The 25,026-nt window shown below is 52.6% G+C and carries 25 protein-coding genes; 19 read left to right on the top strand and 6 right to left on the bottom strand.

From position 1 onward, the window contains the following. Position 1: 1 nt before the first annotated feature. The 5 genes from yidC (at position 2) to HMPREF2625_RS02220 (ending at position 5,272) form a co-directional block, all read left to right on the top strand. Positions 2–1,030, top strand: a complete 1,029-nt coding sequence (yidC, locus tag HMPREF2625_RS02240; protein WP_070521303.1) for a membrane protein insertase YidC — start codon at positions 2–4, stop codon at positions 1,028–1,030. A gap of 29 nt (positions 1,031–1,059) precedes the next feature. After that, entirely contained in the window at positions 1,060–1,614 is a 555-nt protein-coding gene (locus HMPREF2625_RS02235; RefSeq protein WP_070521300.1) for a Jag family protein, read from the top strand. Next, entirely contained in the window at positions 1,615–2,247 is a 633-nt protein-coding gene (rsmG, locus tag HMPREF2625_RS02230; RefSeq protein WP_070521297.1) for a 16S rRNA (guanine(527)-N(7))-methyltransferase RsmG, read from the top strand. Between the two features lie 504 nt (positions 2,248–2,751). Then, complete coding sequence (locus tag HMPREF2625_RS02225; RefSeq protein ID WP_004005936.1) at positions 2,752–3,588, top strand: ParA family protein; 837 nt, start codon at positions 2,752–2,754, stop codon at positions 3,586–3,588. 211 nt (positions 3,589–3,799) lie between these two features. Next, positions 3,800–5,272: a ParB/RepB/Spo0J family partition protein gene (locus HMPREF2625_RS02220; protein ID WP_070521294.1), complete on the top strand. Its 1,473-nt coding sequence runs from the start codon at positions 3,800–3,802 to the stop codon at positions 5,270–5,272. Positions 5,273–5,857: 585 nt separating this feature from the next. Here the strand turns inward: HMPREF2625_RS02220 and trxA are convergent. From trxA to HMPREF2625_RS02195, 5 genes are all read right to left on the bottom strand, one after another. Continuing rightward, positions 5,858–6,184 (bottom strand): thioredoxin, encoded by a 327-nt coding sequence (gene trxA / locus HMPREF2625_RS02215; protein WP_070521291.1) that lies wholly within the window; start codon positions 6,182–6,184, stop codon positions 5,858–5,860. A gap of 15 nt (positions 6,185–6,199) precedes the next feature. Further along, on the bottom strand, positions 6,200–7,243 hold the full coding sequence (gene trxB / locus HMPREF2625_RS02210) for a thioredoxin-disulfide reductase (protein ID WP_048778930.1): 1,044 nt from the start codon (positions 7,241–7,243) through the stop codon (positions 6,200–6,202). 257 nt (positions 7,244–7,500) lie between these two features. Next, positions 7,501–8,736, bottom strand: a complete 1,236-nt coding sequence (locus tag HMPREF2625_RS02205; protein ID WP_048778931.1) for a hypothetical protein — start codon at positions 8,734–8,736, stop codon at positions 7,501–7,503. Between the two features lie 90 nt (positions 8,737–8,826). Beyond that, positions 8,827–10,512 carry a murein biosynthesis integral membrane protein MurJ gene (murJ, locus tag HMPREF2625_RS02200; protein ID WP_048752390.1) on the bottom strand — a complete coding sequence of 562 codons (1,686 nt, stop codon included), beginning with the start codon at positions 10,510–10,512 and terminating at the stop codon, positions 8,827–8,829. A 21-nt stretch (positions 10,513–10,533) separates the two neighbouring features. Continuing rightward, complete coding sequence (locus HMPREF2625_RS02195; protein ID WP_004005942.1) at positions 10,534–11,034, bottom strand: NUDIX hydrolase; 501 nt, start codon at positions 11,032–11,034, stop codon at positions 10,534–10,536. A gap of 102 nt (positions 11,035–11,136) precedes the next feature. On the opposite strand from HMPREF2625_RS02195, the gene HMPREF2625_RS02190 reads away from it, so the two are divergent. The 7 genes from HMPREF2625_RS02190 (at position 11,137) to rplI (ending at position 15,740) form a co-directional block, all read left to right on the top strand. Next, entirely contained in the window at positions 11,137–12,561 is a 1,425-nt protein-coding gene (locus tag HMPREF2625_RS02190; RefSeq protein WP_070521287.1) for a CCA tRNA nucleotidyltransferase, read from the top strand. Positions 12,562–12,721: 160 nt separating this feature from the next. Next, positions 12,722–13,090: a TM2 domain-containing protein gene (locus tag HMPREF2625_RS02185; protein ID WP_141744401.1), complete on the top strand. Its 369-nt coding sequence runs from the start codon at positions 12,722–12,724 to the stop codon at positions 13,088–13,090. A gap of 222 nt (positions 13,091–13,312) precedes the next feature. Beyond that, positions 13,313–13,675: a TM2 domain-containing protein gene (locus HMPREF2625_RS02180; protein WP_070521284.1), complete on the top strand. Its 363-nt coding sequence runs from the start codon at positions 13,313–13,315 to the stop codon at positions 13,673–13,675. A gap of 225 nt (positions 13,676–13,900) precedes the next feature. Next, positions 13,901–14,203 (top strand): 30S ribosomal protein S6, encoded by a 303-nt coding sequence (gene rpsF, locus HMPREF2625_RS02175; RefSeq protein ID WP_004005946.1) that lies wholly within the window; start codon positions 13,901–13,903, stop codon positions 14,201–14,203. Positions 14,204–14,288: 85 nt separating this feature from the next. Further along, the gene (locus HMPREF2625_RS02170; protein ID WP_004005947.1) at positions 14,289–14,939 is read left to right on the top strand and encodes a single-stranded DNA-binding protein; all 651 of its coding nucleotides are present in this window, start codon (positions 14,289–14,291) and stop codon (positions 14,937–14,939) included. 88 nt (positions 14,940–15,027) lie between these two features. Continuing rightward, a complete protein-coding gene (gene rpsR / locus HMPREF2625_RS02165; RefSeq protein ID WP_004005948.1) occupies positions 15,028–15,264 on the top strand; it encodes a 30S ribosomal protein S18 in 237 nt (78 codons plus the stop codon). 23 nt (positions 15,265–15,287) lie between these two features. Further along, positions 15,288–15,740: a 50S ribosomal protein L9 gene (gene rplI / locus HMPREF2625_RS02160; RefSeq protein ID WP_004005949.1), complete on the top strand. Its 453-nt coding sequence runs from the start codon at positions 15,288–15,290 to the stop codon at positions 15,738–15,740. 139 nt (positions 15,741–15,879) lie between these two features. On the opposite strand, the gene HMPREF2625_RS02155 is transcribed toward rplI, so the two are convergent. Next, positions 15,880–16,872, bottom strand: coding sequence for an alpha/beta fold hydrolase (locus HMPREF2625_RS02155; RefSeq protein WP_070521281.1), 993 nt, complete (start codon positions 16,870–16,872; stop codon positions 15,880–15,882). A gap of 326 nt (positions 16,873–17,198) precedes the next feature. Between HMPREF2625_RS02155 and HMPREF2625_RS02150 the strand changes: the two genes are divergently transcribed. The 7 genes from HMPREF2625_RS02150 to dnaB all read left to right on the top strand — a co-directional run bounded on the left by HMPREF2625_RS02150 (position 17,199) and on the right by dnaB (position 24,800). Continuing rightward, positions 17,199–18,239: an ABC transporter ATP-binding protein gene (locus tag HMPREF2625_RS02150; protein WP_070521278.1), complete on the top strand. Its 1,041-nt coding sequence runs from the start codon at positions 17,199–17,201 to the stop codon at positions 18,237–18,239. Beyond that, a complete protein-coding gene (locus HMPREF2625_RS02145) occupies positions 18,240–19,127 on the top strand; it encodes an ABC transporter permease subunit (protein ID WP_070521274.1) in 888 nt (295 codons plus the stop codon). A gap of 119 nt (positions 19,128–19,246) precedes the next feature. After that, positions 19,247–19,564 (top strand): hypothetical protein, encoded by a 318-nt coding sequence (locus HMPREF2625_RS02140; protein ID WP_004005956.1) that lies wholly within the window; start codon positions 19,247–19,249, stop codon positions 19,562–19,564. Between the two features lie 716 nt (positions 19,565–20,280). Continuing rightward, positions 20,281–21,081, top strand: a complete 801-nt coding sequence (locus HMPREF2625_RS02135; protein ID WP_004005957.1) for a class I SAM-dependent methyltransferase — start codon at positions 20,281–20,283, stop codon at positions 21,079–21,081. 172 nt (positions 21,082–21,253) lie between these two features. Next, complete coding sequence (locus HMPREF2625_RS02130; protein ID WP_246826584.1) at positions 21,254–22,423, top strand: nucleotide disphospho-sugar-binding domain-containing protein; 1,170 nt, start codon at positions 21,254–21,256, stop codon at positions 22,421–22,423. A gap of 43 nt (positions 22,424–22,466) precedes the next feature. After that, positions 22,467–23,330 (top strand): SDR family oxidoreductase, encoded by an 864-nt coding sequence (locus tag HMPREF2625_RS02125; protein WP_070521268.1) that lies wholly within the window; start codon positions 22,467–22,469, stop codon positions 23,328–23,330. Positions 23,331–23,441: 111 nt separating this feature from the next. Beyond that, positions 23,442–24,800 carry a replicative DNA helicase gene (gene dnaB / locus HMPREF2625_RS02120; protein WP_070521264.1) on the top strand — a complete coding sequence of 453 codons (1,359 nt, stop codon included), beginning with the start codon at positions 23,442–23,444 and terminating at the stop codon, positions 24,798–24,800. Positions 24,801–25,026 lie beyond the last annotated feature (226 nt).

Below are 25,026 nucleotides of genomic sequence, written 5' to 3'. Positions count from 1 at the left end.
CGTGAACATTTTTGACATGATCCTTTGGCCCTTTAAATTGGCCGTGTCTGCGGTGCTGTGGTTCTTCCACACGATCTTTACCAGTATTGGTATGGATCCGTCTTCAGGCTTTACCTGGGTGTTGTGTATTATCTGCCTGACTCTCGTGATGCGTGCCGTAACCATTCCCCTATTTATGCGCCAAATTAAATCGATGCGCGGTATGAACGCCATGCAGGGCGATCTTGCAAAGCTGCAGGCCAAATACAAGGGTAAAAAAGATCAGCTTTCTCGCCAGGCTATGGCGCAGGAGCAGATGGCACTATTTAAGAAGCACGGCACCAGCCCCTTCTCATCCTGTTTACCGATTATTGCGCAGATGCCAATTTTCCTCGGTCTCTATCAGGTGCTCATGGGTGTTTCCGGGGCAGCCGCTAAAAATGAAGGCATTCTGCTGCTTCCCGCAGAATTGGTTAAACAGTTCAGTGAAGCCTATATCTTTGGGTCACCTATCTTCTCGACCATGATGAACCCCGGCAACGGTAACCATGCCGCTACCGTTGCCCAGGCCATCATCATGATTCTGCTCATGAGCGGTACCCAGTTCTTCATTCAGAAACAGCTCAGTGCCAAGAACATGTCCGAGGCAGCCAAAAACTCCCCAATATTCCGTCAGCAACAGATGATGATGTACGGTTTCCCCGTTATTTTCGCGGTGACGGGCATTAACTTCCCTCTTGGTGTGATGTACTACTGGACCGTCTCAAACTTCTGGGCCCTCGGGCAGCAGTGGTGGGTTATCCGTAATAACCCGACTCCCGGTTCCCAGGCTGAGAAGGAGCTCAACGAACGCCGTGCCGCTAAAGGTCTACCCCCCGTTGGGAAAACCAAGGAACAGCATGAAAAAGAGCTTGAGGAGGCGCGTGAGCGTGCCGCTGCGGGCCAGCGTCAGCAGCCCATGAGTAAGAAACGCCAGAAACAGCAGCAGCGTAAAGGCGGCGGGCAGAACAAATCGGGCAATAAAAACTCGAATAAGCCGAAACTCAACTAAACACAGCATCGATAAATTCAAGGAAAACCATGACTGAAATATTTGAAGAAACCGCAGAATCGCCAAGCACCGCATCGGAAGCTGAGGCTGTCGAAGAAATCGACGAAATCAGCATGATTGAGGAAGAAGGGGATATCGCCGCTGACTACCTCGAAGAACTTCTCGATATCGTCGATCTTGACGGAGATATTGATATTGAGGTGCGCAACCAGCGCATCTATCTCTCGGTGGTCAATGATGACGATGGGAACGAAGACCTGCGCCACCTTGTTGGTCGCCGCGGTGAGGTCTTAGACGCTCTGCAGGAACTCGTGCGCCTATCGGTTCTGGCCGCCAGCGGCAACCGTTCGCGTCTTATTCTCGATATTGCGGGTTACCGTGCACAACGTCGAGAACAGCTCACCGAAATAGCCCTCGACGCCGTCGAGAAGGTGCGTGCCTCCGGCGAAGATTTCCACCTGAAGCCACTGGGTGCCTATGAACGCAAGGTTGTACACGATGTGGTTGCTGAACAGGGACTCTACAGCGAATCCGAAGGCGAAGGCACGCGTCGCCATGTGGTGATTTCCCTTCCGGAGGCGTAAATGACGGTTCCTTGTGAAGGTCAAGACCTTGTAGCCGCTACCGCAATTTTTGGTGATCGTCTTCCTCTGGCACAGCGCTATGTGGAACATTTGGCGACGACGGGGATTGAGCGCGGGCTCATTGGTCCGCGTGAGGTACCGCGCCTATGGGCTCGTCACGTGCTCAACTGTGCCGCCGTGCAGGAATATATTGCCGAAGGTGCATCCGTGGCGGATGTAGGCTCTGGAGCGGGTCTGCCGGGGCTTTGTCTGGCTATTGCCCGCCCCGACCTTGCGATCACGCTCATAGAGCCTCTGGAGCGCCGCGTGATATGGCTTCATGAAGTGGTTGAGGATCTAGGCCTTGAGAATGTAAAAATTCTGCGTTCGCGTGCCGAGCAGGCTATCGGGCAGGTCGATGCCGATGTGGTGACTGCTCGTGCCGTATCTGCGCTGGTGGGTCTTGTGGATATTACCCTGCCGATTCTGCGTGGTACCGGTGAGCTTCTGGCTCTTAAGGGGCGCTCTGCACGAGAGGAAATTAAGAAGGCTAAGAAGAAACTCAACCGTTACGGGGCTCGCGAGACCGAAATTCTGACGGCGGGGGAGGGGCTGCTGGATGAGCCCACAACCGTTGTGCGAGTTACACTCTAGTCTCGATAAACTCTGAAGCTGCGAGCTTCATAGGGGTTGAAGATACATTCTCAGATGTATCTTCAACCCCTTTTCTTATGGTCTTTATTTGATACCGGAGAAAGAGTTTGTGGTAAGTGAGAGATGCAGGGGAACTTTCGGCGGGGCACCGTAGTTTTTCGTGAATGTGGAATACTAAAAATGAGTAATGGAACTTGTATAAATTTTCCTGGTTGAGAGGTTGATAATCGGTTCATGATGCTGTGCTGAGAGTGAATACTTGGGGATGAAATCATAAATTTTCGTGAAAAAATACGAATCCTAGACAACTTGTCGAGGGTGTACGTGGTATATCGCTGTTTTGACAGGTAATCTTAAAGAGGAACGCGCAGACCGGAGACAGCATCGGTGTTTCACGTGAAACATCCTTGATGCTCTTTATTCAATGTTTCACGTGAAACATGGTGTGCGTATCTTTATCTGGCGAAAGACACATCAACCATCAGCATCAGGCGCGGAGGATATATGACGATCACCCCCGGTGGCTCGACGCCGCCTTTACTGCCCAAGCCCCCACATACACGCGTCTTTACCATCTCGAATCAGAAGGGTGGAGTCGGTAAAACGAGTACCGCCGTGAACATTGCGGCCGCCCTTGCAGAAGCGGGAATGAACGTTTTGGTCATTGATAATGACCCCCAGGGAAATGCTTCGACGGCTCTCGGTATTGAACATGGCGTGGAGCTTCCCAGTACTTACAACACTTTGATTGACGATACTCCGCTTTCCGATATTGTGCAGGAGTGCCCTGACCTCGACAATCTGTGGTGCGCACCCGCGAATATAGATCTTGCCGGAGCAGAGATTGAACTTGTTTCGGTCGTGGCACGCGAGAAACGCCTCAAAAACGCTCTGGAGGACTATACTGAGTGGCGTGCCCAGCAGGGGATGGGACGGCTCGACTATGTATTTATCGACTGTCCTCCGAGTCTTGGACTGCTGACCGTTAATGCTTTCGTGGCGGCAGAGGAAATCCTGATTCCTATTCAGTGTGAATACTATGCCCTGGAAGGCTTGAGCCAGCTGCTCAAGAACATTCAGATGATTCAGAAACACCTGAACTCCAATCTAGAGATTAGTACGATTCTGCTGACCATGTACGATGGGCGTACCAATCTTGCGTATCAGGTAGCGGAAGAGGTACGGGAACATTTCCCAAAGGAAACTCTCCAGACCAAGATTCCGCGTTCTGTACGCATTTCGGAAGCACCGAGCTACCAACAGACCGTTATTAGCTATGATCCAACGTCTACCGGTGCTCAGGCCTATCGTGAAGCGGCGCAGGAAATTGCGCGTCGCTAAGGAGAAATACGGAGCATATGGATGTTCTGGAATATCGGCATATCAGGATTGGTAATGACTCCGATATTCTCCATAAATAAACTTTTTGAGATTTATATCTAGGGAAATACCGAATTTTCTGAGCGCAGATTTTACGGTGCTGCAAGGTTCATATGAAGTGTAATCGGCATGCATGAGAGCGGTAGGAAATTTGGTGTGAGGAAGGAAAAACATGGCAGAGAAGCGACGGGGTCTCGGAAGGGGACTGGGTGCTCTCATTCCCAATAATACGACGCCTGTTGTGACTGCTTCCGATGTTGCTGAGAAAGAGGCGGAGAAGAAGGTAGCGGCGACTCGCAAACCTCAGCAGGAGGAACAAGCCGCCGCATCCTCGGCAAAACGCCCGAAAATTCGCAACGTAAAGCCGGAGCCGCAGAAAAAATCTGCCCCGAAGAAGGAACCGTCTGCGACAACGAAACGCACAGAACAGCAAGAGGTTCACATCTCTTCGTCGCAAAAGTCTACGGAACCGAAACCTCAGGAATCTTCTGCTGAGGCTCGGAAAACTTCTGGTCCATCGAAGCCGCAAAAGGCTTCTGTGGCTAAGATGCCTAGTCTTAAAGCCCCTGCCGTGAAAGTGGGGGAGAAAAAAGAAGAGAACGTACACGTCTCATCTGCATCTTCGTCCGCATCGCATTCTGAGCAGAAATCAGATGTTTCACGTGAAACATTGTCTCAGCCTCGCGAAGTTCAGAAGAAGAAACCTCGTATGGATATGGGTGCGGCACTTCGCAATACGACGTTAACACGCCGCCCGGTAGATTTCTTCTTTGGTGAAGAAACGAAAGAAGCTGGGGAAGAGGGGAGCAGTAACCTCGTACCCGTTCCTGGAGCTCAATTCGCAGAAATCAAAGTTTCTGATATTCACCCGAACCGCAAACAGCCTCGCGTTGATTTTGATGAACAAGACATGGCTGAGCTCATTCATTCGGTTCGCGAGATTGGTGTTCTGCAGCCTATTGTGGTGCGCCCTTCACGCGAGAAAGGTGCCGAAAAATATGAGCTGGTGATGGGCGAGCGGCGTTGGCGCGCAACCCAGGCTGCGGGTCTAGAAACTATCCCCGCCATTATCCGTGACACGCAAGATATTGATCTGCTTCGAGACGCCCTGCTGGAAAACCTGCATCGTAGCCAGCTGAATCCCATTGAAGAGGCGGCCGCATATCAGCAGCTTATGGAAGAGTTCAGTACCACCCAAGAGCAGCTTGCAAAGCGTATTGGGCGTTCTCGTCCACAGATTTCGAATACGATTCGTTTGCTTAGGCTTCCTCCTCTCGTACAGCGCAGGGTAGCGGCAGGCGTTATCGCTGCCGGGCATGCGCGCGCCCTGCTGACTTTAACCGATCAGGCAAAGATAGAGACCATTGCTCAGAAGATCGTGAATGAAGGGCTTTCTGTGCGTGCTGTTGAGGAGCTTGTTGCCCATGCGAGCGAAGCTCCGGCAGAGAAAGAGCGGAAGACCCCGCAGCCACAGAAGCATCACGAGCGTTTGGATTATATAGCAGATGCGTTCGCCGACAAATTGGATACATCGGTTAAGATTTCGCTCGGTGCTCGTAAGGGCAAGATGACTATTGAGTTTGCTAATGTCGAGGATCTCAACCGTATTATTCGGGTTCTGGATTCTGATTTCAAAGGTTCTTAGTCCATGCGATAGCTTAGAATCCTTACCCGCATAATCTACTGGGGGTGGTGATGTTTCACGTGAAACATCACCACCCCCAGCCTTGTATAAGGCGTGTATATCTGGTTTAGTGAGCATCGTGGCGGGTTATTTACCTTGTCCATCTGCCATTGTCTCCGGATAAGAAGAGCTCACAGAGCTCTAAAAGACAGGTGTATGAGTCTTTGTAGGGCTTGCAGCGGTGTATATAGCAGAGCAGGGGAGTGGAGTGGGACGAGACTAATAACGAACTCCGAGCTGAGGGTAATTGTAAGCCTGCGCATCCTTTTTTGGATATTGAGGATTATAAGGGTATTTATAGAGACGAGCTAAAATCCCATGTTTTCGACACGATGAAATGGTTACAGGAAGAACTATTCCGAAGTCATACAGAGATTCATGGATAGTATCTTCATAAGATATTCTTATCTAAAATACAACCTCAAAAAGTATATAAAGTGTTTGTAGCCCTGTAAACGAGGCAGGTATAAAGATAGAAGGTGGGATGTTTCACGTGAAACATCCCACCTTCTATGGGTTTTTTGAGGATGAGGGCTTGAAGAAAACCTACTTGATGTATTCCTCAAAATCAGCAATGAGTGCCTGTTTGGGACGAGCGCCTACGCTCTTCTTTACAACCTGCCCATCTTTGAAAAGGTAGATCGCGGGAATAGAAGTAATGTCGTATTTCATAGCGGTGTCGCCGCTCTCTTCGACATTGACCTTCACGACATCGACCTTCTCGCCATATTCGGCGGCGATTTCATCGAGAACCGGGGCGACCATGCGGCAGGGACCGCACCACTCGGCCCAGAAATCAACGATTACCGGCTTGGAATTATCCAGAACCTCAGCCTTAAAGGTGGCATCGGTTACTGCTTTTGCATTGCTCATATCTGATTCTCCTGACTAAAGGTTTTCGAGGTAGTGCTGTGCGTCGAGTGCTGCTACCGCACCCGAACCGGCGGCGATAATCGCCTGACGGTAGGTTGGATCAATGACGTCGCCTGCGGCGAAAACGCCGGGCAGAGAGGTTTTTGATGAGCGTCCCTGAACCGCAATCGTGTTCTGATCGGTAATCTCCAGCTGATCCTTAACCATCTCGATACGCGGATCAGAACCGATAGCAATGAACAGTCCGTCGAGCTTCATATCGCGGGTAGCGCCAGTAACGGTATCGGTCAGAACGACCTCTTCCAGCTTGGAATCGCCGTGAATCTCGCTCACCACGGAATTCCAGAGAACTTCAATCTTGGGGTTGTCGAAGACGCGCTGCTGCATAATATCGGATGCGCGCAAAGAGTCACGGCGGTGGATCAGATAGACCTTGGATGCGTAGGTGGTGAGGAAGAGTGCTTCTTCCAGGGCAGAATCGCCGCCGCCTACCACCGCGATTTCTTTATCTTTGAAGAAGAATCCATCGCAGGTTGCGCACCATGAGACGCCGTAGCCAGAGAGTGTATCTTCACCTTCAACACCTAGCTTGCGGTACTGCGAACCGGTCGAAATAATAACGGTTTTCGCCAGGTGCACGGAACCGTCGGAGAGAATAACCTTCTTAATATCGCCGTCGAGCTCCAACTTTTCGACATCCTGGTAGCGAATATCTGTGCCGAAGCGCTCCGCCTGGGCACCGAAATTGGTCATGAGCTCGGGCCCCTGAATGCCCTGCACAAAACCGGGGAAATTTTCGACCTCGGTTGTGGTCATGAGAGCACCACCGGGGGAGAGGGAGCTCGCGAAGAGTACCGGCTCAAGGTTGGCACGCGCCGCGTAGACGGCGGCAGTGTACCCGGCAGGGCCGGAACCCACAATAATAACGTTGTGGACCTTCTGATCGCCCTCAGAGGCCGTTTCTTGGGCTTTTTCTTGGGGAGTGGAGGATGCGGCAAGGTTCAGACCGCCGAGAGCGGCGCCTCCGAACAGATTACCCAATGTATTTTCAGTGCTCATTGTTCTCTTCCTCGAATTTCTTCTGATAGTCGCTCAACGCAACAGTATCCCCAATTATTCCATTCTGGAAGCGGCTAAGCCATATTGACTGGGGTCGAAACGAACATAATGGGTACCGAAGAAAAAATGTGACGTTTTATGTTCGGGGCTGCACCCGACGGAGAATACTGGTCGGGAGGTCTTGAGAGAGTGAGATCGAGGCAAAATAAATGGCGCATCCCCATGTATGAGGATGCGCCACTCGTTGAGGCTATACGCTACTCGGCCTTAATCTCGCCAATGCGCAGACCGTAGCTGTACCCTGCGATAGGCTGCGAGAGCTTGGGTGCTTCATCGAAGACGATGATGATGTAGCCGCCCTTATCGGCAGACTGCTTGTCCTTATCCAGCTCAACCGTGACGTCCTGCCCAGAGAAGCTTCCCTTGCCAACTTCGGTGGCACCGCTCATCGAGGCTTGGTTGTTGGTGTACACGGTGAAGGAACCGCCGGAACCGCCCGTCTGCTGAATAGTTAGTTTAGAGACAACCGTGGGAGATTCTAGTTTAGCGGCAAGCCCGAATTCCTTGACGACACCACCGAAGGCGGGGCTACCAAAACCATAGCTGGACCAGGTGCTTGAGGGGTTACCATCGGTCAGTGCGGGAAGACCGGAATCCATATCCGCCATAAAGTTAGGGTTGCTCGGTACCAGACGCGATACGGAGGTAACCTTTACTGGGGCGTTGGAGGCGCTGGGCGATGCCGACGGGGAGGCTTCCTCAGATTCTGTAGACCCTGCCGTAGCGCTTGTGCTCGCCGAGGCGTTCTTGCCTTTAACCGGATTCGATGCGTGATTCGATCCCAGACCGGTCAGCGTGGTGAGCACGCCACCGGCAACAATGACCAATAGAAGCACAGCGGCGAAGGCAATAGCCCAGGTTCCGCGGTTTGTGCCCTCGTCTTCATCGTCTTCATAGACGCCGTCATCGTTTGGTCCGGAGACCATAGGTGCAACGTTCATCGAGGGGATCTGTGAGACCTCCCAGGCCTTTACAGCGCTGATAGCGGAGGTTTCGGAACCCACCATTGGAATGTTTTCGTAGGTTTGCGGCGCGGCACCGGTAAGGCTGTCACCGAAGATTTCGGCACCGAGTGCCTCATCAGGGTTGCCATCGGGAGAGACCGAAGGGTTATCGGTCAGTAGGGTGTCAAGCAAAACATCCGGGCGGCTGTATGAGGTTACCAGGTATTTATTGCCCTCAGGGGCGATTCCCATATCGAGAATCTGAATGTTGTAGCGGCTATTGACCGCCAGTGCCCGCGAATTCTTCTCCAAGAGGTGGCTGCGCACGGGAGAAGCCACCACCACCGAAACCTTACGGTTCAGAATCTGATCCTTACCTTCGAGGATCATATCTGATTCGGCGGTGATGATAATCTGTGCGGTGATTTCGTAACGGCCACCCAAAACGGTTCCGACCGGAATCTGCTGCGACAAGTTCTCTCCCGTCATGTATTTTCTCGCCTATAGTTTAGTAGGCTCTTCCAAAGATTTTACCCGGATTACGCCGGATACGGTGTTTTTAGCGGTTTGCAGGCTGGTTTAAGATTCGTTTGAGGCTCCTCGCCGTGCGAGTGCTTTCACCTTGCCCGCAATGGGCGCGAAGAGAGCATCTGCCTCACGCACGCGGAAAATCTTGAGCATCACCACATAGCTGAAGAGCATGGTGAGACCACAGATTATAAGGGTTATAACCGCTGAAATTTTTGATGCCCAGGCGAAGCCATCAAGATTGTATCCGCCCAATACCCACAATACGGCGGCGGCAATAACTCCCGCAAAACATGCCGCTAGGGTAGTACGAGCGTACATGTTGATAATACGCTTCTGCCCATAATACCCAAGTCTGCGGCGAATTTCGTAGTGGCTGATGGCGACCACGAAGAGGTTCTGCACCGGGAAAATCAGGGAGAGCGCATACACGGTGTAGCGCGGGTCAAGCAGGGAGGCAACCCCACTCATAATGACCATAACAATCGCGGCGTAGAACTGAATGAGGAAGGGGGTGCGCGCATTCTCTCGGGCATAGAGAACGCGCCCGTAGAGGAAGGATATGGTAAGTGCGGGGGTTCCCAATGCGGTAATAGCAATGAGGCGCCCAATGACGGTTGCCGCAACCGGGTCTCCGCCGCTGAAGAGCACCGCCACGGGACCGGCGAGGACGATAAGTGCGAGCGCACAGAAAACGGTGGCAATACCGGCGGTACGCATACCGTGTGAAAGGGCGTGGATGACGCTGTCACTATCGTCCGCAATGGCGGAGGAACTCATGCGGTTAAAGAGGACGGTAGCGATGGAAATGCCGATCACGCCGTGGGGGAGCGAGTAGAGCATTGAGGCGTAGTTCATTGCCTGCAAACCAGGAATCTGAATACCCATATCGGCATACTGGGCGCGGGCGCTCACCACGGATGCGGCAACCCGCGTCATGTACATATACGACAGGTTAGAGACGGCACCGGCGGCAAGGGTCCAAATCGCCAGACGAGATGCTTCCCGCAGTCCGATACCGCGCCAGCCGAAGTCCGGTTTGAGCCGCAGCCCCAGCTTCCTGAGCGGGATAAAGAGAACGATAGCCTGCAGCGCCACGCCCAGAGTTGCCGATCCGGCAAGGAAGATCGTCTGCATCGACGTCCAGCTTTCGACCGAGTGGCGTGGCGGATTGATGGTTGTATCCTGCGCCCCGAAGGTGAAAATAAAGATAAAGAGCGCAGCGATAGCAACGACGTTATTGAGCACGGGCGCCCACATGAAAGCCCCGAAGGCCTCTTTCGCGTTGAGTACCTGCCCAATGACCGTATAAAGCCCGTAGAAGAAGATTTGCGGCAAACACCAGAACGAGAATATATACCCGAGTTCTTTCTGCTCTGGCGTCCATGTAGAGCCCATAACGTTAATAATGGGGATGGCGCACGCCAGCGTAATCGCTGTAATCAGACCGATGGCCGTCACCGTAATGGTTACGAGCTTGGAAATATAACGTTCGCCGCCGTCTTGGGCTTTAGCGGCTTTGATAATCTGCGGCACGAGCACGGCGTTGAACACACCACCGGCGACCAACACGTAGATGAGGTTGGGGAGCGTATTTGCGGTCTCGAAGACGTCACCTACGGTCGAGAGGGCACCCAGTGCCACCGTGAGAAGGATTGCCTTAAGGAACCCTAGAACACGGGATACGAGCGTTCCCGCCGCCATAATGGCGCTTGAGCGTGCATCGGTACGTGCCAACTTCTTCTCCTGGTTGTGACGTTAGAGCTGGGTATTAATATACTCTCGTGCAATATCTGCGATGCGCCGTTCATTAGCGAAAGAGAGTTTCTGGCTAAGCTCCGCCAGGGGTACCCACGCAACATCGACTGCTTCATGATCGGGGTCATGCTCAATGGTTAGGCGGCCGCCGGTAGCACAAAAAAGGTAGTGATGTACCGTTTTATGGATGCGCTGCCCACTAGACGTAAACCAGTAGTCGATATACCCGAGGGTAGCAACAATGTAACCGGTAATTCCGGTTTCTTCGGCTATTTCTCGCTGAGCTGTTTCTATCAGACTTTCATGACCTTCAACATGTCCCTTAGGTAGACACCATTCGAGCTGTCTGTTGCGGTTATAGCGCGCAATGATTGCCACCGGCAGGTCGGGACTATCAAAATTAATCATGAGCCCTCCCGAAGAGACCTCTTCAAGCGCAGGCACCGGAAGCTGGGGCGCGAAGGGGCGTATTTTGGGTGCGCGCGGTACGGGAAAACTCATAGTTCTACCTTATCCGATGCGGCGCTATTTTGGGCTATGGTGCGGCTGATAGGAGCCCGCTAATATGCTCTTGCCGCTAATATCTGGCAGGATTAAGAGACTATGTCGCAAAAACTTGATGTGCTCTCAAAATATCCGGATGCTGTTGAACTCGGCGAACTCTACCGCCAAGCTGGTTTTGATCTCTACTTAGTCGGTGGTTTGGTGCGTGATGAACTACGCAATGCCCCCGGCGAGTTTACCGATTTCGATATGACCACGAACGCCACCCCCGCCCAGAGCGAGCGGATTTTGAGCGCCTGGGGAGAGCATATCTGGGATATCGGCAAAGAATACGGCACCATCAGCGCCCGCAAAAACGGCGCTGTTTACGAGGTAACGACCTACCGCGCCGAAGTGTACGTTGCTGATTCCCGCAAACCCACGGTGGAATTCGGCACCGATCTGAAGGCTGACCTAATACGGCGCGACTTCACCATCAACGCCATGGCTGCTGCGCTGCCTTCGGGGGAAATTGTGGATCTTTTCCACGGCACTAAAGATTTAGCAGAGGGCGTTTTGCGAACCCCGCGCTCGCCTCAAGAATCCTTTTCCGAAGACCCTCTTCGTATGATGCGCGCGGCACGGTTCGCTGCTCGGTTCAACCTCACTGTAGCGCCGGAAGTATTCGAAGCGATGCAGCAGATGGCACCGCGCATCGAGATTATTTCGGCGGAACGGGTGCGCGACGAACTCATCAAACTCATCTGTGCAGATTACCCGCGCGTGGGCCTGAACCTGCTCGTAGAAACCGGGCTTGCGGACTATGTTCTCCCGGAGCTGCCCGCCCTGCGCATGGAAATGGACCCTTCACACCACCATAAAGACGTTTATGAGCACTCGCTCAAAGTCATGGAACAGGCGATCGAGAAGGAAACCGACGCTGACGGCCCCTGCCCCGCGCCCGATTTTGTGCTGCGTTTCGCATCGCTTCTGCACGACATCGGCAAACCCAAAACCCGCAGATTCGAGAAAGACGGATCGGTATCTTTTCTGCAGCACGATATGGTTGGCGCGCGCATGGTCAAAAAACGGATGCGCGCCCTACGCTTCGATAACGACACCATCAAGGCGGTGGCGCGCCTCGTGGAGCTTCATATGCGCTTCTACGGCTACCGTGAGGCAGGGTGGACCGACTCGGCGGTACGTCGATACGTGCGGGATGCAGGGGAGCAGCTGCAGCGTCTCCACAGGCTTTCTCGGTCGGATGTCACCACGCGCAATAAGCGCATGGCGCGCTCGCTAGCGCAGGCATACGATGATTTGGAGCGGCGTATTGATGAGCTTGCAACCCAAGAAGAGCTGGATGCGATGCGCCCTGAACTGGATGGCGAAAAGATTATGGCGGTGCTGGGCATCGATCCTGGGCCTCTTGTGGGGCAGGCGTATAAATTCCTGCTGAACCTGCGTTTGGATGAGGGTGAACTTGGTGAAGAAGAAGCGACCCGCCGTCTGCTCGTGTGGTGGCAGGAGCACGGAGAGTCCTAAATCCCCATAATACGGCGGAATACTGCGGAAAAGAGTATGACGGAGACTACGGTGCATAAGGTTCACTAAATGCCTCTGTGAAGCTAAATTGACGTGTAGGATGGTACTCAGCGGCAGCGTTCGCCGCGCACGAATACACATTCACCGAAAGGGCATTACTATGTCTGATAACTCTGCCTTTAATCCGGCTTCTAACCCCGCATTTAACGGTTCTCAACCTCATGGACAGCCCGTACAACCTATCGCCGTAGCACCGGTCATGATGGTGCAGCAACCCAAATCCATGGCGGTGGCATATCTGCTGTGGTTTTTCCTAGGTTCCCCTGGTATTCACAAGTTTTATCTGAACCAAACGGGTCAAGGGATTCTATACCTGTGTTTATTCCTTACTGGCTGGGCAACTGTTTGGTTTCTTATCGGGATAATTCCTCTTGTAATTTTGGGCATCTTGCTCATCATTGATATTTTCCTGATACCTGGCCGGGTGAACCAACTCAACGGTGTAACCCCCGTTGTCGTGAAGCAGTAACAGCCCATTATCACAACCCCACCGCGCATTGGAGAATCCCGCATCCTCACAGTCGAGGATGCGGGATTTTTTGTCTGAACGAAGGTTGGTGCGGTGGGGGAGGAGAGGGCAGACTCCCACCGAATACACACCCCGTTCCCAGGGTTTGCGCATGTGAACTGTCTAAACTTGCAGTGAGCGCGTTATATACAGCGCGCTGAAACACTCACGAAGGAAGGAAATATGTCGCAACAGGTTTATGAACCTAAACTTTTCGCCCATGGAACCGTTCCGGGCAGCCGTACTTATGTGAACTCCGAACATGAACAGTCGACCGTCGTTGTGGTTCGCCCCAAATCCGTGATTCTCACCTATGTGCTGTGGCTTTTCCTCGGATGGTTAGGCATCCACAAGTTTTATCTGCGTCAGCCAATTCAGGGGCTACTTTATCTAACGCTCACCGGTATAACCAGTCTGCTGACGCCCATAGGTTTAGGTTGGATAACCGGTATTCCGTTAGGCCTTCTGCTCTTCAAAGACCTCTTCACGAATATCCTTCGAGTCGCTATCCTCAACCTTCGGGACTCTTCGGTTCGTTACTACTAAAACCAGAATTTTTAGTGTTCAAGACTCTAGCTTCAGGATGCGCCCGTTACACCCATGCGGTGTGGCGGGCGCATCCTTCTCTTTGCTGGATTCTGCCGCGTATTCTCGTGTAGTATAGAAGAATCTGTGTGTGCATCCTGAACAAGAGGATGCTGCACCGGGTGCCACATGAATCTCCTGCTATGGAAATCCCATAGCCGTTTAGCCCAAAGGAGGGGTTTAATCATGCGTGCATACGAACTGATGGTTATCCTCAACCCCGAGGTTGAGGACCGAGCGGTAGAGCCGTCTCTGTCGAAGTTCCTGGAAATCGTCACCAACGCTGGCGGTACCATCGACAACCTTGACATCTGGGGTCGCCGCCGTCTGGCATACGAGATCCAGAAGAAGTCCGAAGGTATCTATGCGGTTGTTAACTTCACCGCGAGCCCTGAGACCGCCGCTGAGCTCGACCGTGTTCTGAACCTGAACGAGTCCGTTATGCGTACCAAGATCATCCGCCCGGAGGATCAGAAGGTCAACAAGTAAGACTCTAAAACCGCGACCTGATTAAAATGTCAGGTTCCTATGGTTACCTAGAGTTATATACTTGAATCCATTCGAGGAGGCATCAATGGCAGGCGAAACCATTATCACTGTGGTCGGGAATCTCACCAGCGACCCTGAGCTGCGCTACACTCCCGCAGGTGCGGCGGTTGCAAACTTTACGATTGCATCTACCCCGCGTACCTACAACCGTCAAACCGGTCAGTGGGAAGACGGTGAGGCACTGTTCCTGCGTGCGTCTATTTGGCGCGACTACGCAGAGAACGTCGCAGAGACCCTGAAAAAGGGAACCCGTGTGATCGCCCAGGGCCGTTTGAAGTCTCGCTCGTATGAAACGAAGGAAGGCGAACGCCGTACCTCAATGGAGATTGAGCTCGATGAGATCGGTCCCGCTCTACGGTACGCTACCGCCCAGGTAACCCGTTCACAGCGCACCTCTGGAGGTAACTTCGGCGGTCAGCAGGGCGGTAACTTTGGCGGTAATAACTTCGGTAATAACCCCCAGCAGGGTGGTTTTAACAATTCCGCACCGCAGCAGGGCTTCGCTCAGCAGCAGGGCGGAAACGGTTACTCCAGTAATGCCGGATTCGGTGGGGGAGCCCAGCAGGCGCCCGCACAACCGGCACAGCAGCAGGCACCTGCGGCTGATCCGTGGACCTCACAGTCCGGTGGAAACTACGATTGGGGTACCGGTGCCGATGACGAACCTCCGTTCTAAAGAAACGTTCCGTCTTCCTCAAACCAAACCATATATCAATCCATCCCGCGGTTAACGCCGCGGGCTCCCAACCTAAAGGAGCACCACGATGGCTAAGGCTGAAATCCGTAAGCCCAAACCTAAGCAGAACCCCCTGAAAGCTGCTGACGTCACCGTTATCGATTACAAAGACGTCGCCTTGCTACGCAAGTTCATCTCCGATCGCGGCAAGATCCGCGCTCGCCGCGTAACTGGCGTGACCGTTCAGGAACAGCGCAAGATCGCTCAGGCAATTAAGAATGCCCGTGAGGTTGCACTGCTTCCCTATTCCGGCGCTGGCCGCTAACGAGAAGGAGAGTAACAAGTACTATGGCTAAGATTATTCTGACTCAGGAAGTAACCGGTCTGGGTGCCGCTGGTGACATCGTCACCGTTAAGAACGGCTATGCACGTAACTACCTTCTTCCTCGCGGTTTTGCCGTTTCGTGGACCGTTGGCGGCGAGAAGCAGGTTGAATCTATCCGTGCGGCCCGTGCGGCACGTGCGAAGGCATCCCTGGAAGAAGCCCAGGAGACCGCAGCTAAGCTCTCTGCTCGCCCGATTGTAGTGGCACACAAGGCTGGTGCTGATGGTCGTCTCTTCGGCTCCGTTAAGGCAGATGCTATTGCTGACGCTATTGAAGAGGCAGGTCTCGGCACCATCGACAAGCGCACCATTCACCTCGGTTCCGCTATCAAGCGCACTGGTGAATACCAGGTGACCGCTCGTCTGCACGAGGATGTTGTTGCCAACGTTACTCTGGACGTTGTAGCAGCCGCATAAGCAGGGCGTTTTTAGACGCTGTGAGGGCGTCGCATTCCGACTGGGATGCGACGCCCTTTTCATATGTGGAGCCAATTATCCGTTTTACCCGAGAAGTGCGGGGTAGGGGAGGGATATGTTTCACGTGAAACATTGACTGTTATAGAGTGCCGTCAATAAAATCTATGACCGCTCGGGTTACCTCTTCCGAATGCCCCTCGATCATATGACCACCCGTTTCGAAGATACATGTGGTGAGATTCGGGTATCGATACATAGAACTCTGCACATGCCCTCGCGGCTGGGCAAAAGGCACCACTCGGTCATCTTGTGCATGGATCAGAAAAACGGGCGGTTCCAAGCTCTCAATGGGGTATTCCTCAAGATGGACAGCCATATCCGGGTTCGTGATACTAGTATCGATCTTGGTTCCCATACGTCGTTCCCGTAGGGGGAGCATCCCATATATGGTGTGTGAGGGAAGCCCAAATAGAGGTTTGAAAAACGGAGACAGCAGCCACATGATGTAGTCATGGTTCAGAGCGGCAGGAGGCCCCATACGCGTGGGCAGCTTTCGTGGTTTTTCCTCCCAGGGTGGGGCAGAGCTGAGGAGAATAAGACCTGCTGTCCGTTCCGGATAATCCAGAGCGAAACGAAGAGCGGGGGTTCCTCCGGCAGAGGAGCCTAGCACATAGACCGTCTCGATATTGAGGATATCAAGGAGTGCCATCAGAGCCGCTGCCTGTTCTTTGGGAGTTCCTTCACCTGCAACCGAGCTTCCGGGGTACCCAAAACGCGATGGAGCAATAATCCTGTAGTGTTCCGAGAGATCCCTAACGTTCTCAAAGGCTTGGTCGTAGCCTCCATAGATACCGTGCAGAGACAGGATAACGGGAGGGTCGCTATATGCTGAGGATGACCCTGTGGGCATAATGTCGAGATATGTTATCTCTCCATAGCTGAGATGCACCGTTTTGGCCGGATACGACGCGAGTTTGTCCACAGCATCGTGGAGTGCCCGGCGGCATCGTATATCCTGAACACCCATGTAGGTTGTGGCAGCAAGCGCTGTACCACCAAGGAGGAACCAACCCCACCGGCCGTATCCTGCACGGTTTTTCTGTGGTTTCCGTGTACTGCTAGTCCCACGCATAGTTCCCTACTCCTTCGTATACGGTCTATTTTTAACTACAGTAATTTCACAGACGTGGGTGCACAACCCTAGGGGACGGGTATTAGGACTATTCTTGGAGATACTTCGATATAGTAGTATTTCTATCTCTATACGTTGGATAACTATATTTCTATAGGAATATTCTTATATACAGCATCAATGTTTCACGTGAAACGGTGGGCGTAAAAGATTGAGAAATAATAAAAATATCGGGAGGACCTCAAAAATCCTATATTCTCCGAAGTGAGAACCGTAGACTGGACGTGACAGAATATCCTTAAACTTCTGCAGAAGGATAGGTATAGATGTTACAGGTTCAGAATCTTACCAAGAGGTATGGTGATAAAACCGCCGTTAACGATATGTCTTTTATCGTTCCCGACGGTAAAGTCACCGGTTTTTTGGGTCCCAATGGGGCAGGTAAGTCGACTACGATGCGCATGCTGGTCGGACTCCATAAGCCCACCTCGGGCGAAGCCCTTGTGAACGGCAAAAATTATCAGTCCCTTAAATCTCCGCTCCATACGGTAGGAGCCCTCCTTGACGGGAAATCGGTGCATCCGGGGCGCAGTGCACGCACACACCTCATGTCTATTGCGCTTACCCACGGTATTTCGGCGAAACGTGTGGACGAAGTTATCGGCATGACCGGTCTTAGTCAGGTGGCTAAGCGGAAGGTTGGCGGTTTTTCCCTCGGTATGAACCAGCGTTTAGGTATTGCCTCAGCTATCTTGGGCGATCCCCATAACGTTATTTTGGACGAGCCGGTTAATGGTCTTGATCCCGAAGGCGTGGTGTGGGTTCGTCAGTTGGCAAAGTATTTGGCATCCGAAGGTCGGGCGGTGCTGATTTCTTCACACCTCATGAGCGAGATGGCGCAGACCGCTGACGACCTCATTATTATTGGGCGCGGTCGCCTGCTGGAACATACGTCTATTGATGAACTTATCTCGCGAGTAGGCGGTCATAAAGTTCTGGTTCGTACCGATGAACGTGACCTTTTCGCTTCGCTCCTTGCGGAACGGTCGCTTCCTTTCGAAGCGGTCGATACCGATGGTTTGTTGGTTTCGGCTGATGCTCGCGACTTGGGTGAACTTGCTTTGCGTGAACAAATTTTGCTCTATGAGCTGGCCCCTCATGAAGCAACTCTTGAGGATGTTTACCTTGAAATTACACGTTCAGAGGTTGAATATGTTTCTGATGAGCTTCCTGGTGCTGGTGCTGTAGCCGCGGGTTCTTCGGCACCGAATGCACCGGCAGCCGATCCTCAACTGCAACCGGTGACTAGTTCTCCAGAGCACAGCTTTATCGATGAAACCCAGCAGGGGAATGGGAGGAACATATAAATGAGTACTCAAACCTACGCTACTAAAAATGCGCCTGCACCGGTTGCTCATAATCTATCATTCCTGGGTGTGCTCCGCTCAGAATGGTTAAAGATGCGCTCCCTACGTTCTCAGCAGGTTCTCTTCATCATTACGGTAGTGCTGATTTTAGGACTCGCAATGCTGCTGGCTCCTGTTTTTAACGAACAATTGGCACAGTATGAGAAAGATGTGAGTACATCGCAGATTGTGAATGGGCAATCAGTCAACGGTTCCGAGATCATTGACCAGATGAAGAGCGCATCGTACACTATCGGAGTTGTAGGCGCTTCATTGGGAGGCATTATTCTTTCTTCCATGGCGACGGTATTTATTGCATCTGAATATGCCACGGGTGCCATGCAAACAAGTCAGCTAGCAGTACCGCGTCGTTCTCTTTTATATTCTGCTAAAGCCCTCGTGGTGACAGTGGTAGCTTTTGTCGTAGGAACCTTGAGCGGTATCTTGGCATTCTTCTTAGGCCAGATGATACTCACGGAAAAGCTACGAGTCTCTTTCGATGGTGAAGTACTTCGAATCACTCTTCTTCTTGGACTGTATCTTGTGGTACTTGCTTGGATGGGATTCGGGTTTGGTGCTCTCCTCCGTAATAGCGCCGGAGCTATTGTTCTTACAGTCGTTCTGCTTTTTGTGGTGACAATAGTTCTTAGTTTCTTCAGGTCTGCTGAGTGGGCAAGCGATGTTTCCAAGTATCTACCTGTCCATCTGGGCGAAAATATGTTGGTCTACGATACTGATAAGTTTAAAGATCCCAGCTACGAAGTCCGCTGTATCCTCTTCACCCTGTGGGGCTTTGTTCCCTTGGTACTTGGCTGGATTCGCTTCAAATTCAATGATATGAAGTCTTAGACTTACGGCTCATCGGATAAGAGGAAGTGCCGCCTCCTGAACATATACTGGCTGGGAGGCGGCACTTGCTGTTACATCAAGGATCATTGTTGTGAGCTACTCTCGGTTAGGCTAGATATATGGCGAAAAAATCTTTCAATCACCTTCCCCCCAGCACTCAGCTTTTGCGGGTCGGCATCATCTTCGAGGCAGTAAGTGTTGTACTTGTGATACTTGCCTTTATTCCTTTTCCCTCGCTCACGGTGAATGCCATCCTGTTTTATATCACGATAATCGTGGGTAGTTTTACCTCTGTGATCGCCTTTATCTGTGCCATAGTGGGGCTTATTCGGTTTGTGCGCCATCGCATCGCAAATATTGTATTGGCGGCGGTATCGGTGCTGATAAACCCGGTGACCGTAGTTTTGGCTGATGCTCTTCTGAACTCTAACGGCTAAATTACTGTCGCGTGGGGATTGCGCTCTTCCCAGTATTTCTTGCGGGGACTTTCAGGTGTTTTTCAGCCAAACCCCAAGGTTCCTCAAGGTAACTACGGTTAACTAGAAGTGTTGGTTCGAGAGGACTGCGATGTGAATGTGTGTGTTTCAGAGAGCGGATATGCTCTCGTGGAACTGAAAAGCGAGGCTACACGGTAGCCTCGCTTTTCAGTTTTAAAAATTTCGCCTTCTTCCGGGCGGCTATCATAATCTCATGCACGGCACCGGATACAGTGTGTAATTCTCTGCGATATATATGCCCTGTAGGGAAGTTCTGATTTCTAGCTTTGTGTCTACAGCACACACGACCCCTCGCATTCACAGATATTCCCAAGGTTTAACTCACGAGGAATAAAGGTTGACGGGTCATAGTTATATCAGGTAGTTCGAGAGGACTATCTGAAAGTTGGACTTTCCTTAGCGGAAGTGGCTCTGATTTTCGTATGTATGTGTGTGTGATTGAGGCTGAGATCGAATCTTCGGGTTCGGTCTCAGTTTCGTTTAACCCTTAGTCTGCGTTCCGCACATAAAGCCACAGAAAACAATGGCGTAGTACAGGCGTGACAAGAAGCTTGCAAGATACAGCATAAGAAGAATGCGGCTACCTCATAACGGAGTGTAGAATTAGAGCATAAAAATCTTGCATATTAAATACGAATTATTACAGGAGAGTTATCGTGCCTAAAACCCCGAACGTTCCCGGTACCGATCGTCCCGCCGAAAAAGCCGCCGGACACTGGCTGCTCGCCCAACTCGGCAAGAAAGTCCTTCGTCCTGGTGGGCGCGAAACTACAAACTGGCTGCTCAGCCGCGCGCTTGGTGGGCAGATCGATGTGGTTGAGTTCGCCCCAGGACTAGGCATTACGGCACTCGAAATCGTCAAACGCAGTCCCAAGACCTACACCGGTGTAGATCTTGATCCAAAGGCGGCTGAAATCGTGCGCGGGCGCATCGGAGACAACCCCAACTACACGGTCGTGAACGCCGGGGCGCAGGAGACCGGACTGCCTGATTCCAGCTACGACGTGGTGGTGGGTGAGGCTATGCTGACCATGCAGACCGACAAGCACAAGCTGGAAATTATGCGCGAGGCGGCGCGAATCCTGCGGCCGGGCGGCTACTACGCCATTCACGAGCTATCGCTAACCCCTGACTACCTGCGCCCTGAGATTCAGGAAGAAATTCAGAAGGACCTGGCACGAAGCATTCGCGTGAATGCACGCCCGCTTACGGTTGCCGAATGGACTCGCCTTGCCGAAGAAGCCGGGTTTGAGGTGTTAGACGTATATCAAACCGAGATGGCTCTTCTGGAACCCAAACGCATGATTGCCGATGAAGGGGTGGGCGGACTTGCCAAGATCATGTTCAACCTTGCACGCAAACCGCAGATTCGTGAGCGCGTGCTGGGTATGCGCAGTGTTTTCCGCCGTCACGCCGACCATATAGGCGCTATCGGTCTGGTTCTACGGAAGAAATAACTACGATTTGCGCGGTCAGAAAACGGAGCCTGAGTTTTCCCGATACAGTGGGCGGATTACTGAGGCTCCGTTTTACACTAGATATAGAGGCGTAGATCCCACTCAAGCATGTGTACGCCCCCCGCTGGAGAAGACAATGAGCCGTATTCTTTTCTCTCCCGAAAGTTTTAATATGGGTGAAACCACGCGCGGCATCGAAATAGCGCGTATTGCCCAAGACCGAGGGCACAAAGTCCTCTTCCATATATACTCACCCAAATACCGTGGGTTGCTGGAAAGCGCGCGGCTTCCCGTGCATCTTCGTGAACCCATCATGACTGATGACGAAGCGAAACAACTCATGGCGCTTGACCAAGGCAGGGGAGTGCGGCATCCCTTCACCACCGAGAAAGTACGCCAGAGGGTTACCGTAGAACTTGCGGCCATTCGTGACTTTAACGCAGATGCCGTGGTGATCGGCTCTAACCCGACTATGCTGATCTCCGCGCGCATCGCCGGTGTACCTATTTTCTATGCGCGCCCTTACGCATATTCAACGACCTATTTTTCTGCGAAACCTGCCGGGGAAGCCCCCGCAGCACCGGGATGGTTACGCGCACTGGCTCGGACAATATCTTATAAACCAGCCTCGTTCACTCGTGTAGCCCGCGAACATGGAATCAAACTCCCGCGCCGTACCGTCGATATGTTCAGCGCTGACGTAAACCTTATCTGTTCTCTTTTTACCGAGCTGCGCGGCGATCCGTTAACGGCGCCGGATGTCAGTGTGGGTCCTATCTACTACCGTGCTCCCGGTGAACTTCCGCAGGTTGTTCAGGAACCTAAAAAGCGACCACTTATCTACGTGGGGATGGGCTCGTCCGGGTCTGCACGCATCTTGGCGGCGGTGCTGCGGCAGCTTTCAACGGTACCGGTAGATGTGCTGGTCGGTGATGGGGTGCTGTTAGCGGATGCTGATGCGCGCTCGCTGGGCGACAATATTCACCGTGCGGGAACTGTTCCGGCTCATCTGCTTGCCGGGCACATTGATGCCTCAATTACGCACGGTGGTGAAGGAACCGTGCAGACAGCGTGTCTGGCGGGGGTACCGTTTGCGGGTATCGCCATGCAGGCTGAGCAACGCTGGAATATTGAGGAATGTGTGCGGTACGGCAACGCCCTGCGCTTCGCGAAACATGATGTGCACCGAGGTCAGATGCACGGCATTCTGGATCGTTTACTTTCAGATGAGACCATGCGCGCCAAGGCTCGACAGCTCAGCAAGGCAATGCGCGGCATGGACGGTCCAACCCGCGCCGTCGAGGTGATTGAGGGCTATCTCAAAGACTGTAATCCTGCCTAAAGGGTGCGAAACTTTGTTCACAGAACCACAGCGAGGTGAAACGATGAATATTTTGGTTGTTGGAGCATCGGGCTATGTGGGGCGTCATATTGTGGAGCAGGCGCATCGTCGCGGGCATCGGGTGCGTGCCGTGGTGCGCGATAAGGCTCGGGCTGAGAGTGCCGGGGCGTGGGGTGCACCATCGCTGGCGGATAGGGTAGATGAGTGGGTGGTTGGTGATGTAACCGACCGTTCCTTGACAGCAGGGGTGTGCGATGGCGTTGATGCGGTTATTTCGGCACTAGGGGTGACTCGGCAGAAGGCCGATCCCTGGGATATTGACTACCGTGCGAACCTAAATATATTGGAGTCTGCGCGCGCCCATGATGTCACACGTTTCTGCTATGTGAACGCTATACACGCCGAGTCGATTCGTTCGCAGCTCACGCGTGCGAAAACGGCTTTCGCGCAGGCATTGATCCAGTCGCCGCTGGCGCATCAGGTGGTGAGCCCGAGTGGATACTTCTCGGATATGAGCGCTATAGCGCAGATGGCACGCCGCGGCCGGGTGTATCTTCTGCGACCGCAAGGGCGGCTTAACCCCATTCACGGGGCGGATGTTGCCGCATACTGTCTTGATAAGGTGGAATCTGCTCAGGAGGGATCCTACGATATTGGTGGTCCCGAGGTTCTCTCGTGGCGCGAGGTAGCACAGTACGCTTTTGAGGCGGTGGGACGCCCCGCGAAGATCACGGTTATCCCGCCCCGGTTAGCAGACGGTGTGGTGAAGGGGATCGGCCTTATCAAACCGCGCGTGGCCGATACTTTATCGTTTATGCTGTGGGGCTTAACGCATGATTGTGTGGGGGAGCCGACGGGAACGAATAGTCTTCGAGAGTTCTACCGGGAACAGACACAGAATTTATAAGGCGGTGTACATTTCAACAAGCGTTCATGAGAAACTAGCATAGAAGTTCTGCAGAAATTGCTTCTGGAACGCCATAAACATCGGATAAAAACGCGATTTTGAGGAAAAAGCATGTCTGAAACTGCCATCGATTATGGTTCTCGCACCCTGCCGCACGATGATGTCGCGGAGCAGTCGGTGCTGGGCGGCATGATGCTCTCCAAAGACGCTATTGCCGATGTGGTAGAGACTCTGCATGCGGGAGATTTCTATAAGCCGCAGCATGAACTGATCTATGAGGCAATTATTTCTCTGTACGGTCACGGCAACCCCGCCGATGCGATTACGGTAGCGGATGAACTCAAGGGCCGTGGTGAACTCACACGAGTCGGTGGGGCAACATATCTGCATACGCTCATCGCTTCGGTTCCAACCGCTGCGAATGCCCAGTATTATGCTGAGATCGTCAAGGAACACGCGGTTATGCGCCGTCTGGTAGAGGCTGGCACTAAGATCGCCCAGCTCGGTTACACGAGCGAGGGCGAGGTAGACTCGCTGGTTGATCAGGCACAATCTGAGATTTACGCAATTTCAGATGGCAACGCGAAAGAGGATTACGTTACCTTCTCAGATGCCTTAGAAGCCACGATGAACGAGATTGATGCGAACTCGAACCGCTCGGATGGCGTTTATGGCGTGCCCACGAGCTTTATTGAGTTTGATGAGCTCACCGGTGGTTTGCATCCGGGGCAGATGATTGTGGTTGCCGCGCGTCCCGGCGTGGGTAAATCGACTTTGGCACTGGATATCGCTCGTTCTGCCGCGATTCATCATGATATGACGACGGTCTTTTTCTCTTTGGAAATGGGTCGCACCGAGCTTGCAATGCGTGTGCTTTCGGCGGAGGGCCGCATTTCGATGGGCCGCCTCAAGAAGGGAGATCTTGACCAGGAGGGATGGACCAACCTGGCGACCCTGCAGGGGAAAATAACTGGTGCACCGCTTTTTATTGATGATTCGCCGAACATGACGCTCATGGAGATTCGTGCGAAATGCCGTCGTCTTAAGCAGCGCAATCAATTGCAGCTTGTGGTGCTGGACTACCTGCAGCTAATGAGCTCGGGTAAGAAAGTTGAGTCTCGTCAGCAAGAGGTCTCGGAGTTTTCCCGTAGTCTCAAACTTTTGGCGAAGGAACTTGAAGTTCCGGTCATTGCGCTCTCGCAGCTGAACCGTGGTTCGGAGCAGCGCACCGATAAGCGCCCGATGATCTCTGATCTGCGTGAGTCCGGTTCGATTGAGCAGGATGCGGATATGGTGATTCTGCTGCATCGTGAGGATATGTACAATCCCGATAGCGATCGTGTGGGTGAGGCAGACATGATTATTGCGAAGCATCGTGGCGGTCCAACGAAGACTATTCCCTTGGCATTTAGCGGTAAGTACTCGCGCTTTAATAACATGGCTTCTGAGACTCCACCGCAGCAGTATTAGCGGAATCTAGCGCATTTGAGCGTAAGAAGGGCGTTGCTTGACCGGTATTTTTACTGGGAGGGCAGCGCCTTGAGTCTTTAAGAATTTTCGGAGTATAAGGAGTTTTCGTGAATGAGGCTTTCATGGAAGTAAACACCCAAAATATTATGTGATGTACTACATATTATCTCGGTTTGCAAAGCACGGAAAGCCTCTGTATAGTTGTATGAGTCGCCGCGGCGAACGG

The organism is Rothia sp. HMSC064D08 (assembly GCF_001809525.1).
GTDB lineage: Bacteria > Actinomycetota > Actinomycetes > Actinomycetales > Micrococcaceae > Rothia > Rothia dentocariosa.
This window is presented reverse-complemented; position numbering and strand designations above follow the sequence as displayed.

Coding starts and splice junctions, on each gene's coding strand:
- HMPREF2625_RS02235 (WP_070521300.1), top strand. CDS start 1,060: ATGACTGAAATATTTGAAGAAACCGCAGAATCGCCAAGCACCGCATCG.
- rsmG (WP_070521297.1), top strand. CDS start 1,615: ATGACGGTTCCTTGTGAAGGTCAAGACCTTGTAGCCGCTACCGCAATT.
- HMPREF2625_RS02225 (WP_004005936.1), top strand. CDS start 2,752: ATGACGATCACCCCCGGTGGCTCGACGCCGCCTTTACTGCCCAAGCCC.
- HMPREF2625_RS02220 (WP_070521294.1), top strand. CDS start 3,800: ATGGCAGAGAAGCGACGGGGTCTCGGAAGGGGACTGGGTGCTCTCATT.
- trxA (WP_070521291.1), bottom strand. CDS start 6,184: ATGAGCAATGCAAAAGCAGTAACCGATGCCACCTTTAAGGCTGAGGTT.
- trxB (WP_048778930.1), bottom strand. CDS start 7,243: ATGAGCACTGAAAATACATTGGGTAATCTGTTCGGAGGCGCCGCTCTC.
- HMPREF2625_RS02205 (WP_048778931.1), bottom strand. CDS start 8,736: ATGACGGGAGAGAACTTGTCGCAGCAGATTCCGGTCGGAACCGTTTTG.
- HMPREF2625_RS02195 (WP_004005942.1), bottom strand. CDS start 11,034: ATGAGTTTTCCCGTACCGCGCGCACCCAAAATACGCCCCTTCGCGCCC.
- HMPREF2625_RS02190 (WP_070521287.1), top strand. CDS start 11,137: ATGTCGCAAAAACTTGATGTGCTCTCAAAATATCCGGATGCTGTTGAA.
- HMPREF2625_RS02185 (WP_141744401.1), top strand. CDS start 12,722: ATGTCTGATAACTCTGCCTTTAATCCGGCTTCTAACCCCGCATTTAAC.
- HMPREF2625_RS02180 (WP_070521284.1), top strand. CDS start 13,313: ATGTCGCAACAGGTTTATGAACCTAAACTTTTCGCCCATGGAACCGTT.
- rpsF (WP_004005946.1), top strand. CDS start 13,901: ATGCGTGCATACGAACTGATGGTTATCCTCAACCCCGAGGTTGAGGAC.
- HMPREF2625_RS02170 (WP_004005947.1), top strand. CDS start 14,289: ATGGCAGGCGAAACCATTATCACTGTGGTCGGGAATCTCACCAGCGAC.
- rpsR (WP_004005948.1), top strand. CDS start 15,028: ATGGCTAAGGCTGAAATCCGTAAGCCCAAACCTAAGCAGAACCCCCTG.
- rplI (WP_004005949.1), top strand. CDS start 15,288: ATGGCTAAGATTATTCTGACTCAGGAAGTAACCGGTCTGGGTGCCGCT.
- HMPREF2625_RS02155 (WP_070521281.1), bottom strand. CDS start 16,872: ATGCGTGGGACTAGCAGTACACGGAAACCACAGAAAAACCGTGCAGGA.
- HMPREF2625_RS02150 (WP_070521278.1), top strand. CDS start 17,199: ATGTTACAGGTTCAGAATCTTACCAAGAGGTATGGTGATAAAACCGCC.
- HMPREF2625_RS02145 (WP_070521274.1), top strand. CDS start 18,240: ATGAGTACTCAAACCTACGCTACTAAAAATGCGCCTGCACCGGTTGCT.
- HMPREF2625_RS02140 (WP_004005956.1), top strand. CDS start 19,247: ATGGCGAAAAAATCTTTCAATCACCTTCCCCCCAGCACTCAGCTTTTG.
- HMPREF2625_RS02130 (WP_246826584.1), top strand. CDS start 21,254: ATGGGTGAAACCACGCGCGGCATCGAAATAGCGCGTATTGCCCAAGAC.
- HMPREF2625_RS02125 (WP_070521268.1), top strand. CDS start 22,467: ATGAATATTTTGGTTGTTGGAGCATCGGGCTATGTGGGGCGTCATATT.
- dnaB (WP_070521264.1), top strand. CDS start 23,442: ATGTCTGAAACTGCCATCGATTATGGTTCTCGCACCCTGCCGCACGAT.